The organism is Rhizobium sp. NFR07, from assembly GCF_900111905.1.
In the GTDB taxonomy this organism is placed as follows: Bacteria; Pseudomonadota; Alphaproteobacteria; order Rhizobiales; family Rhizobiaceae; genus Neorhizobium.
The window spans coordinates 476,744-488,252 of record NZ_FOKM01000001.1; the positions used below are offsets into that span (position 1 = coordinate 476,744).

Sequence of the window (11,509 nt, forward strand, 5' to 3'; positions counted from 1 at the left end):
CGGCGAGGTGAGCCTGTCTGTCAATTCGAAGGGCTTGAGCGATGTTTCCCGACGCCTTCAAGATATCCATCCGCGGACCGATCAATGACGCGGTCCAGTCGCTGGTGATCAATTACGGCTTTGTCTTCAAGGCCGTTTCGCAGGTCATCCTGCAGGCGATCCTCTTCATAGAATGGATCGTCCGCGGTCTGCCGTGGTGGCTGGTCGTCCTGGTCTTCATGGCCCTGACCTGGCAGGCGACCCGCAAGGTCGGCCTGGTCGCCATCGTGGCGGTGCTGCTGTTTCTCGTCGGCGCACTGGGTCTCTGGGACCTCGCGATGCAGACTTTGGCCCTGATGCTGATGGCGACCTTGATCTCGGTTGCGATCGGCGTGCCCATGGGCATCTGGCTCGCCAAGAGCAGGCTGATGCGCAATATCACGCTTCCCGTGCTTGACGTGATGCAGACCATGCCGAGCTTCGTCTATCTCATTCCGGCAATCATGCTGTTTGGCCTCGGCAAGGTGCCGGCCGTGCTGGCGACGATCGTATATGCCGTGCCGCCGCTGATCCGCCTGACCGATCTCGGTATTCGCCAGGTCGACAGCGAGGTGGTGGAAGCTGCGACCGCATTCGGCGGAAGCCCGACACGCATCCTGTTCGGCGTCGAACTTCCTCTCGCCACTCCGACGATCATGGCGGGCCTGAACCAGACGATCATGATGGCCCTTTCCATGGTGGTGGTCGCCTCGATGATCGGCGCCCGTGGCCTCGGCGAACAGGTTCTGAACGGCATTCAGACGCTCGATGTCGGCAAGGGGCTGGAAGCAGGCCTCGGCATCGTTATCCTCGCCATCGTCCTTGATCGCATCACGCAGGGGTTCGGCCGTTCCAAGATGGAGGACAGCAAGAATGGCTGAGATCGAAATCCGCAACGTCTACAAGATCTTCGGCCACAAGTCGCACGAGGCGCTTGCCATGGCGCGCGATGGCGCCGGCAAGGGCGACATCCTCCAGCGCACCGGCTGCAGCGTCGGCCTGAACGATATCAGCCTCAAGATCGGCGCCTCGCGCATCTTCGTCATCATGGGCCTGTCGGGTTCCGGCAAGTCGACACTGGTTCGTCACATCAACCGGCTGATCGAGCCGACCAGCGGCGAGATCCTCGTCGATGGCGGCAATGTGCTTGACCTCAAGCCGCGGGACCTGAGAGATTTTCGCACTCGCCGCGTCAGCATGGTATTCCAGAGCTTCGGGTTGATGCCACACCGGACCGTGCTGCAGAACGTCGTCTATGGCCAGCGCGTGCGCGGCCTGACCAAGGCACAGGCCAATCCGATCGGCATGAAGTGGATCGAGACCGTCGGGCTGCTCGGTTACGAAAACAAATATCCGCACCAGCTTTCCGGGGGCATGAAGCAGCGCGTCGGGCTGGCCCGTGCGCTTGCCGCCGATACCGACGTGATCCTGATGGACGAGGCGTTTTCGGCGCTCGATCCGCTGATCCGCACCGACATGCAGGACCAGTTGCTGCAACTGGAAAAGAACCTGTCGAAGACCATCGTCTTCATCACCCACGATCTGGACGAGGCGCTGAGGATCGGCGCTGAAATCGCCATCCTGAAAGATGGCAAGCTGGTGCAGGTCGGCACGCCGAGCGAGATCCTCAACACGCCGGCCGACGATTACGTCGCGCGTTTCGTGCAGCGGCGGGCCGGCGCGGAGGCGAACCATCATGGCTGAAGCAGTGGTTCTTGATACCGCGTTGACATGGCAGGAGATCGCCGTGGTCGCCGAGGGGAGGGGGCTCGCCCTTTCCCCAGGCGCCTGGCACAGGATCGCCAAGGCCCGCGCGATCGTCGAGGCTCTGGTCGAGAGGGAGATCCGCGGCTACGGCATCAATACCGGCGTCGGCGCGCTCTGCGACGTCATCATCAGCCGGGAAAACCAGCAGGCGCTGTCGCACAACATCATCCTCAGCCACAATTGCGGGGTGGGGCAGCCGCTCGGCAGAGCCGAGACGCGTGCGGTGATGGCGGCGCAGATCGCCAACTTCGCGCACGGCTATTCCGGCATCAGCGTCGAGGTGGTCGAAACGCTGCTGGCGCTGCTCAATGCGGACATGCTGCCGGTCATCCCGTCGAAGGGCTCGGTCGGGTATCTCACCCACGCAGCCGCGATCGGCCTCGTGCTGATCGGCGACGGCGAGTGCATCCATGCCGGCCAGCGGCTTGCCGGCGGGGAGGCGCTGGCACGGCTTGGGCGCCAGCCGCTCGTGCTGAGAGCCAAGGAGGGTCTGAGCCTCGTCAACGGCACGCCTTGCGCTACCGGTCTTGCAGCGCTCGCCGTCTCGCGTCTGTCGCATCTTGCCGAATGGGCCGATGCGGCTGCGGCTATGACCTATGAAAATCTCGGTGCCCAGTCCGATCCATTCGCGGAAATGCCGCTTGCACTGCGCCGTTCGGAAGGATTGCAGCAGGTCGGCCGCAATCTGCGGCAATGGCTTGAGGGCAGTGCGCTGCTCGAGCAATCGGCAGGCAGCCGGACGCAGGACCCGCTCAGCCTGCGCGCCGTGCCGCAGGTGCATGGCGCCGTCCGCGACAGCCTTGCCCAGGTGGCCGAAGTCGTCGATCGCGAGCTTGCGAGTGTCACGGACAATCCCGTCGTCGCTGGTTCCTCCGACGCGCCGGAAGTGCATAGCCAGGCGCATGCGGTGGGTGCCGCGCTCGGGCTTGCGATGGACAGCCTCGGCACGGCCGCGGCGGAACTTGCGGCGATTTCGGAACGGCGTATCGACCGGCTGGTCAATCCGCTGGTCAGCGGGCTGCCGGCGTTTCTGGCGACCGGAAGCGGCGTCTGCTCCGGCTTTATGATCATCCAGTACACGGCAGCGGCTCTCGCCGCCGACAACCGCAGGCTGGCGGCACCGGCAAGTCTCGACGGCGGCATCACCTCGGCGTTGCAGGAGGACATCCTGACCCATGCGACGCCCGCCGCCGACAAGGCGCTGGCCATTCTCGACAATCTGCAGACCATCCTGGCGATCGAGGTGATGTCGGCAGTGCAGGCCTATGACCAGCAGGCAGGCTCCGCGGCGAAGGCTTTCCGCACGGGTTGCCTCTACGACGTCGTTCGGCAGAGCGTGCCGTTCTATCGGGACGACCGGCCGCTGAACGGCGACGTGGCGAAGATCCGCGCGCTGATCGGCTCAAATCGCGACGCTCTCCATGCGCTACAAAAAACCATTCCCGAGGTGGCCGAACAGGTCGCACTCGCGGTGAACTCCTGAGGAAACAGACCCATGACCAATCCGCGCCATAACATCCGCGATGTCCGCTCCCCTCGTGGACCTGAGCTCACCGCCAAGAGCTGGATGACCGAAGCGCCGCTCAGGATGCTGATGAACAATCTCGATCCGGACGTGGCCGAGAACCCGCATGAGCTGGTCGTCTATGGCGGCATCGGCCGCGCTGCCCGCACCTGGGACGACTTCGACAGGATCGCCGCGACGCTGAAGACGTTGACCGAGGAAGAGACGCTGCTCGTCCAGTCGGGAAAACCGGTCGGTGTGTTCCGCACCCACAAGGATGCACCGCGAGTGCTGATCGCCAATTCCAACCTCGTGCCGCACTGGGCGACCTGGGACCACTTCAACGAACTGGATAGACGAGGTCTCGCCATGTACGGCCAGATGACCGCCGGTTCGTGGATCTATATCGGCACGCAAGGGATCGTGCAGGGCACCTACGAGACCTTCGTCGAAGCCGGTCGCCAGCATTATGACGGCAATCTCGAGGGCAAGTGGATCCTGACCGGCGGGCTTGGCGGCATGGGCGGCGCCCAGCCGCTGGCCGCCGTCATGGCCGGCGCCTGCTGCCTGGCGGTGGAATGCGACGAGACCCGCATCGATTTTCGCCTGCGCACCCGTTACGTCGATGCCAAGGCAAAGACGCTCGATGAAGCGTTGGCGATGATCGAGGAATGGACGGCGAAGGGCGAGGCCAAATCCGTCGGCCTGCTCGGCAATGCCGCCGAAATTTTTCCGGAACTGGTCAAGCGCATGCAGGCCGGTGGCCCGCGCCCCGATATCGTCACCGACCAGACCTCGGCCCATGATCCGCGCAACGGCTACCTGCCGGTCGGCTGGACGGTGGAAGAGGCAAAGGCCAAGCGCGAGAGCGATCCGAAGTCGGTGGAGGTTGCCGCCCGCGCCTCGATGAAGGCGCATGTCGAGGCCATGGTCGCCTTCTGGGATGCCGGCGTGCCGACACTCGACTACGGCAACAACATTCGTCAGGTTGCCAAGGACGAGGGCCTGGAAAACGCCTTCGCCTTCCCGGGCTTCGTGCCGGCCTATATCCGCCCGCTCTTCTGCCGCGGCATCGGCCCGTTCCGCTGGGCCGCTCTCTCCGGTGATCCGGAGGATATCTACAAGACCGATGCCAAGGTGAAGGAACTGCTGCCGGACAACAAGCACCTGCACAACTGGCTGGACATGGCGCGCGAGCGCATCGCCTTCCAAGGCCTGCCGGCGCGCATCTGCTGGGTTGGCCTCGGCGATCGCCACAAGCTCGGTCTTGCCTTCAACGAAATGGTTAGGACCGGCGAACTGTCCGCTCCGATCGTCATCGGCCGCGATCATCTCGACAGTGGCTCGGTTGCCTCGCCGAACCGCGAGACGGAGGCGATGAAGGACGGATCGGATGCCGTGTCCGACTGGCCGCTGCTCAACGCGCTGCTCAACACCGCCTCGGGCGCCACCTGGGTATCGCTGCATCACGGCGGTGGGGTCGGCATGGGCTATTCGCAGCATTCCGGCATGGTCATCTGCGCCGACGGTTCGGAAGATGCCGACCGCCGGCTGGAGCGGGTTCTGTGGAACGACCCGGCCACCGGCGTGATGCGCCATGCCGACGCCGGCTACGACATCGCCATCGACTGCGCCAAGGACAAGGGGCTGAGGCTCCCCGCGATATTGGGGAACTGAAGCGCCTTCAAGAAAAGAAACCAATTATTAGCGCACGAGCAGCCTGTTAAGCCCTCGATGCTCGCGCCATCTAACCTAGTTATTCAAACGTCAGACCGGCCAATCACAGGTATTTGTTTCTCGGGAATGTCTGAAAATAGCATAGCGTCCTGTGCGGTCGGAGCATCAAGCCATTAAAAAGTGTCGTTGCAATCACGGCGAATAGGGGAAGCTGATGAATTTGAAGATCTTTACAGGCATTTTGGCCTCGGCCTTTATCGGACTTGCTGCACAGGCAAACGCGCAGGCCGTCAAAATCGGCAGCAAGAATTTTACGGAACAGTTCGTCGTTGCCGAGATCTACGCCCAGGCGCTGGAAAAGGCTGGCGTCGAAGTCGAGCGTCGCCTCAATCTCGGTGCCACGCTGGTCGCCCATACCGCGCTCACGAATGGCGAGATCGACCTCTATCCCGAATATACCGGCACCGCGCTCGCGGCCGTCGTGAAGGGTGATCTGTCCGGCAGCGCCGAGAAGATCTACGGCGAGGTCAAGGATTATTACGAGAAGAACCTGAAGCTGACGCTTCTCGAACCGACCAAGATCAACAACGGCTATGCGATCATCACGCTTCCGGAAACGGCCGAGAAGTACAAGCTGAAGACGCTCACCGACCTTGGGCCCGCCTCGAAGGACCTGACCTTCGGTGCCGAAGCCGGTTTCGGCGAGCGCAAGGACGGCCTGCCGGGTCTGAAACAGACCTACGGCATCGAGTTCAAGGAGTTCAAGATCTTCGCGAAGCTCGGCATCCGTTACAGCGCGCTTACCAGCAAGGATCTCGACGTCTCCTACGGCTTTGCCACCGACTGGCAGATTTCGGAAAACAAGCTCGTCGTGCTCGAAGACGACAAGAACCTGTTCCCGCCCTACTATCTCGTTCCGGTCGTTCGCCAGGACACGCTGAGCAAGAACCCGAAGATCGCTGAGGTCCTGAACAAGATCAGCCCGCTGCTCAACAACGAGAACATGCGCGAACTGAACGCCAAGGTCGATCGCGACAAGGAAGAACCGGCGGACGTCGCCGCCGAATTCCTCGAAGCCCAGGGCATCTGAAGACCTTGATATGATTGCGCGACGCGCAACTTGAAATGGGGATGCGGCCGGTCCCCGAGGCTTGCCGCATCCATTCCTTTTTCTTTTTCATGCTCGCTTCAGAGAAAGTTCCTGATCGTTGAAGTGGACTCCCAGACATATTCCAGAGATCGCGCTGGCCGTGTGGCAGCATCTCGTCCTGTCGATCTCCGCAGTTTTGATCGGACTGGTCATTGCACTCGTCATCGGCATTTTCTGCGCCCGCCGCCAGAGGCTGTATGCCGTCGCGCTGACCATCGCCAACATCATCTTCGTCATTCCGAGCCTGGCGCTTTTTGCGCTGCTCATTCCGCTCGTCGGGCTAGGCATGAAGCCGGCGCTGATCGGCCTGTCGTCCTATTGTCTGCTGATCCTGCTGCGCAATATCGTCACCGGCCTGCGCGGCGTGCCTGCAGATGTACTCGATGCCGCCGATGGCATGGGATACGGACGCTGGCAGAGGCTCTTCCGCATCGAACTGCCGCTGGCCGCACCATTGATCCTGTCGGGCGCCCGCATTGCGCTCGTGACTACGATCGGCATCGCCACCGTTGCCGCCTTCATCGACGGCGGCGGGCTCGGCACGATCATCCTGATCGGCATCGATCAGGAATATCTCGAAAAAATCCTGGTCGGCGGTATCCTGACGGCGCTGCTTGCCATCTCCTTCGACCTGATCCTGACCCGCGCCGAACGGCTGCTGGTCCGATGGCAGTGAGGAGGCTTTCATGCTGAACAATGCCCTGACCTGGATCGCCAGCAATCCCGATGTATTCCTGCGCGCGCTCGGCCAGCATCTGGTCATGTCCGGCGTGTCGCTGGCAATCGCGCTCGTCATCGCCCTGCCGCTGTCGGTGGCGATCGTCAACTACGGCCGTTTCGCCTTCGGCGTCATCAACACGGTCAACGGACTGCGCACCATCCCAAGCCTTGCGATCCTTGCCATTATGATGCCGCTGCTCGGTATCGGCCTGATGCCGTCGATCGTGGCGCTCACCGTGCTTGCCCTGCCGCCGATCCTGCTCAACGCCTATGTGGGGCTTCGAGACGTCGATCCCGACGCAGTCGAGGCGGCGATCGGCATGGGCATGAGCCGCGCCCAGGTGCTGCGCAAGATCCGCATTCCGCTTGCGGCCCCCGCCATGTTCGCCGGTGCGCGCACGGCCGCGGTCCAGGTTCTTGCCGGTGCAACGCTCGCGCCGTTCATCGGCGGTGGCGGGCTTGGCGATTTCATCGCCGGCGGGATCAGCATGATGGACATGTCGCGCCTTCTCGTCGGCGCCGTGCCGATCGCCATTCTCGCTCTCGGCACCGAATTCATCCTTGGCTTTACCGAGAAGAAGCTTTTTGCAGAAAGAACAACCGCATGATCCGCATGGAGAACGTCACCAAGCGTTATGCAGAAGGGGCCGCGCCTTCGGTCGATAACCTGACGCTGGAAGTGCCGGAAGGATCGACCGTGGCGCTGATCGGCCCGTCCGGCTGCGGCAAGACGACGACGATGCGGATGATCAACCGCCTGATCGAGCCGACGGAGGGGCGCATCTTCGTCAACGGAGAGGATGTGACCCGCGCCGATCCGGTGCAGTTGCGCCGTCATATCGGTTATGTGATCCAGAATGTGGGCCTCTTCCCGCACATGACGATTGCGGAGAACATCGCCGCGGTACCGAACCTGCTCGGCTGGGACCAGCCGCGGATCCAGAAGCGCACGGTGGAACTGCTCGATCTCGTCGGCCTCGACCCGAAGGAAATGCTGGACCGTTACCCGCGCCAGCTTTCGGGCGGCCAGCGCCAGCGTATCGGCGTCGCCCGCGCGCTCGCCGCAGATCCCGCTGTCCTCCTGATGGACGAACCGTTCGGCGCGATCGATCCGATTGCCCGGGCGCGCCTGCAGGACGAGTTCCGGCAGATCCTCAGCCGCGTGCGCAAGACGGTGGTCCTCGTCACGCATGATCTCGACGAAGCGATCCGGCTGGGTGATCGCATCGCCATCATGAAGGCCGGCAGGATCGTGCAATACGATACGCCTGACGCGATTTTGTCCAAGCCTGCGGACGACTTCGTCTCCAATTTCGTCGGCGTCGATCGCGCGATCAAGCGGCTCAGCCTGTTTTCGGTGGCAGATGCCGCGCGCGCCGGGCCACCGGCCAATGCCTCATCCAGCGTTGCCGCATCGCTCAACCTGCGCGATGCGCTGTCACTTATGGTGGCGGGCAATACCGACGTTCTGGCCGTGACCGGCGAGGACGGCGCCGTGACAGGCCATCTGACACGCGAAGCGATCTTCTCGATCTGACCGGAGAAAGCCGATGTCCATTTCCTATCGTTCTTCCGAAGTGCCCGCGGTCCTGATCGAGCCCACTCATCGCCGCATCCGCCTTAAGGCGGGGGAGAGGACAATCGCCGACACGACAGGCGCGATCGTGATCTATGAGAATGGCGGCCATCCGGTTTATTACCTGCCGAAGAGCGACTTTCTTGCCGATATCCTGTCTCCGGCCGCAAAGGGTGAAGCCTCGCCGCTTCTGGGAGAGAGGCAGGTCTTCGACGTGGCCGGGGTCGGCACGTCCAAGGCATGGTCCTTCGACGGATCAGCCATCGGGCGACACGAGCTCGCGGACTTCGTCACGGTGGAATGGTCCGCCGTTCGCTGGTTCGAGGAGAACGAGGAAATCTTCCGTCATCCGCGCAACGTCCATAAGCGGGTCGATACGATCCCGAGTTCGCGTCTGGTCGAGGTCTTCGTCGACGGCCGGCTTGTCGCGCGCAGCAATCGTGCCATCTTCCTGTTCGAGACCGGGCTCATCACCCGCTACTATTTTCCCGCCGAGGACATCGTCGCGGGAAGGCTCGCAGAGAGCGAGCTGACGACATACTGCCCCTACAAGGGAATCGCCTCCTATTTTCATTTCGAGCTGAATGGCAAACGGCACGACAATATCGTCTGGACCTATCCGGAGCCGCTCGACGAGAGCGCCAAGATCGCCGGCCTGATCTGCTTCTACAACGAGAAGGTCGACGAGATCCGCGTCAGCATAGAGGCTGAATCCTGATGCTGCTCGGCTACTCGCTTTCCCCCTTCGGCCATGATCCGGACGCCTGGCGACAGGCGCGGGACGGGCGGCTTCTCGGGTTCGATGCGTTGCTGGGTCAGGTCGCGGCCGCCGAGGCGGCGGGCTTCGACTTCGTCCTGCTGTCAGATCGGCTCGGCCTTCGTTCCTCGGACGATCTTTCGTCGGTGGCAGTGCCCTTCGAGCCAACACTGTTTGCCTCGGCACTGGCGACACGCGCAAGCCGGATCGGCATCATCGCGGCAGCGTCCACGGTTCAGCACGAGCCCTATAACCTCGCCCGCCGTTTTGCGTCGCTGGATCTTATCAGTAAAGGGCGAGCGGGATGGCTGGTCGTTACGGACGACAGTGATGCCGGTCGCGAGAGCGAATATGTGGATGTCGTCACGGCTCTCTGGGACAGTTTCGAGGACGACGCCTTCCTCTACGACAAGACGGCCGGCCGTTTCTTCGATCCATCGAAAATGCATGTCGCGCATCACAAGGGTCCATATTTTTCCGTCCGCGGCCCCCTCAACGTCAATCGCTCGCCCCAGGGCAGGCCGCTCGTTGCCCACCTTCTGGGAGACAGCAACAAGGCCCTCGCGGCCAGAACCGGCGACCTGCTTCTGCTGCAGGCGGAGACGGCCGATGGGCTCGTCACGGCAGCGGCTCACGCCGTCAAGGCCGTAGAGGCAGCAGGTCGTTCGAGGCGCGGCATCCGGCTTTTGGCCAACATCGTCCCGATCATCGTATCCGGCTCACAGGGAACGGATGATGCATCAGGATTTCCTGGCTACGATCAGGCAATCCGCATCGCCGGGACGACCGGAGAGATCACCGATCAGTTGCTGGAATTGGCAGCGGCTGCCGGATTGGATGGTTTTACCATTTTTCCGCCGACCCTGGAGATGGGGCAGCGCTTCATCTCCGAAATTGCCCCCGAACTCAGGCAGCGCGGGATGACCGGCCCCAACGCCGGCACAACCTTACGTGACAGGCTCGGCCTTGCGCGATGGGTACACCCCTCTGGCCTTGGTGAGGAGATCTTGCGATGAGCAGACCTCAGATGAAACTCGGTGCCTTCCTGATGGCGGGCGGCCATCATATCGCGGCCTGGCGGCATCCGGATGCACATGCGCAGGCCGGCAGCGATATCGATCATTTCATCCAGCTCGCCCGGATCGCCGAACGCGGCAAGTTCGACATGATTTTCATCGAGGATGCGGCAGCCATTCGCGAGCGCAATCCGGATCTCGCCAGCCAGGCCGCCCGCTCGACGGCCTTCGAACCGCTCAGCCTTCTTGCCGCAATCGCCGTCAACACATCCCATATCGGCCTCGTGGCGACGGCATCGACCAGTTATACAGAGCCTTATGGGCTTGCGCGCAGTTTTGCGGCGCTCGATCAGTTGAGCGGAGGCCGCGCAGGCTGGAACCTCGTCACCTCCGCAAGTGAACTGGAGGCGGAGAATTTTGCGTCCAGCGGCCTGCGCCCCCATTCCGAACGTTACGAACGCGCGGAAGAATTTGCTGATGCGGCGCTGGCGCTGTGGGACAGCGTGGAGGAGGGGGCCTATCTCCCGCCCGACGGAAAAGCTTTTGCGGATCGGTCCAAGCTTCATCCTGTCCATCGGCACCGCAAGCACTTCGCCGTTGATGGAATTCTCGAGAGCCAGCGCTCGCCGCAGGGTCGGCCGATCATGGTGCAGGCCGGCGCTTCGGATGTCGGCAAGGATCTCGCGGCGCGCACCGCAGACGTTGTCTTCGCCGCCTCACAGACAAAGGCGGAAGCCCAGGCCTACTACGCCGACGTGAAGGCACGGCTTGCGAAATATGGCCGCGGGCATGATGACCTGAAGGTCATGCCGGGCATCTCTCCAATCATCGGTGCCACCGAAGACGAGGCGAAAGCCAAATACCGCGCTCTGCAGGATCTCATTCCCGATGCTGTCGGCGTGGCTCTGCTTGCAAGCTATCTCAGCATCCAGGATCTATCCGCCTATCCGCTGGATGGCCCCTTGCCCGAAATGCCGCAGACCAATCTGATCCAGAGCCGGCAGCAGCTGATCGTCGATCTCGGTAAGCGCGAAGGGTTGTCGATCCGAGAACTGGCCCGGCATTTCGCCGGTGCCCGCGGTCACTGGCAGGTCGTCGGCACGCCAAGCCAGGTCGCGGATGCCATGGAGGAGCGCTTTCTCGATAGCGCTGCCGACGGGTTCAACGTCATGGCGCCGCTCTTTCCCTCGGGGCTTGAGGATTTCGTCACGCTGGTCGTGCCAGAGCTGCGGCGCCGTGGCCTGTTCCGCAAAGAATACGAGGGCAGGACGCTGCGGGAAAATCTCGGCGTTGCCTCGCCCAACAAAGGATGAAGTGAGATCAC

11 protein-coding genes are annotated in these 11,509 nt (G+C 62.6%); all 11 read left to right on the forward strand.

The window, feature by feature from the left end:
• The first annotated feature begins 41 nt into the window (after positions 1-41).
• Positions 42-899 carry an ABC transporter permease gene (locus tag BM216_RS02100; RefSeq protein ID WP_092994156.1) on the forward strand — a complete coding sequence of 286 codons (858 nt, stop codon included), beginning with the start codon at positions 42-44 and terminating at the stop codon, positions 897-899.
• Positions 892-1,722 (forward strand): quaternary amine ABC transporter ATP-binding protein, encoded by an 831-nt coding sequence (locus BM216_RS02105; RefSeq protein ID WP_092994159.1) that lies wholly within the window; start codon positions 892-894, stop codon positions 1,720-1,722. Before BM216_RS02100 ends, BM216_RS02105 begins: the two co-directional genes overlap by 8 nt.
• Entirely contained in the window at positions 1,715-3,268 is a 1,554-nt protein-coding gene (hutH, locus tag BM216_RS02110) for an HAL/PAL/TAL family ammonia-lyase (protein WP_092994162.1), read from the forward strand. The genes BM216_RS02105 and hutH overlap by 8 nt, the downstream gene beginning before the upstream one ends.
• Before the next feature lie 12 nt (positions 3,269-3,280).
• Positions 3,281-4,966, forward strand: a complete 1,686-nt coding sequence (gene hutU, locus BM216_RS02115) for a urocanate hydratase (RefSeq protein ID WP_092994166.1) — start codon at positions 3,281-3,283, stop codon at positions 4,964-4,966.
• A gap of 214 nt (positions 4,967-5,180) precedes the next feature.
• Positions 5,181-6,056: a glycine betaine ABC transporter substrate-binding protein gene (locus tag BM216_RS02120; RefSeq protein WP_092994169.1), complete on the forward strand. Its 876-nt coding sequence runs from the start codon at positions 5,181-5,183 to the stop codon at positions 6,054-6,056.
• A gap of 118 nt (positions 6,057-6,174) precedes the next feature.
• The gene (locus BM216_RS02125; protein WP_092994172.1) at positions 6,175-6,792 is read left to right on the forward strand and encodes an ABC transporter permease; all 618 of its coding nucleotides are present in this window, start codon (positions 6,175-6,177) and stop codon (positions 6,790-6,792) included.
• 10 nt (positions 6,793-6,802) lie between these two features.
• Complete coding sequence (locus BM216_RS02130) at positions 6,803-7,444, forward strand: ABC transporter permease (RefSeq protein ID WP_092994175.1); 642 nt, start codon at positions 6,803-6,805, stop codon at positions 7,442-7,444.
• Complete coding sequence (locus tag BM216_RS02135; protein ID WP_092994178.1) at positions 7,441-8,373, forward strand: ABC transporter ATP-binding protein; 933 nt, start codon at positions 7,441-7,443, stop codon at positions 8,371-8,373. The genes BM216_RS02130 and BM216_RS02135 overlap by 4 nt, the downstream gene beginning before the upstream one ends.
• A gap of 13 nt (positions 8,374-8,386) precedes the next feature.
• Positions 8,387-9,130 carry a DUF427 domain-containing protein gene (locus BM216_RS02140; RefSeq protein WP_092994181.1) on the forward strand — a complete coding sequence of 248 codons (744 nt, stop codon included), beginning with the start codon at positions 8,387-8,389 and terminating at the stop codon, positions 9,128-9,130.
• On the forward strand, positions 9,130-10,185 hold the full coding sequence (locus BM216_RS02145) for an LLM class flavin-dependent oxidoreductase (RefSeq protein WP_092994184.1): 1,056 nt from the start codon (positions 9,130-9,132) through the stop codon (positions 10,183-10,185). The genes BM216_RS02140 and BM216_RS02145 overlap by 1 nt, the downstream gene beginning before the upstream one ends.
• Entirely contained in the window at positions 10,182-11,498 is a 1,317-nt protein-coding gene (locus BM216_RS02150; RefSeq protein ID WP_092994187.1) for an LLM class flavin-dependent oxidoreductase, read from the forward strand. The genes BM216_RS02145 and BM216_RS02150 overlap by 4 nt, the downstream gene beginning before the upstream one ends.
• Positions 11,499-11,509 lie beyond the last annotated feature (11 nt).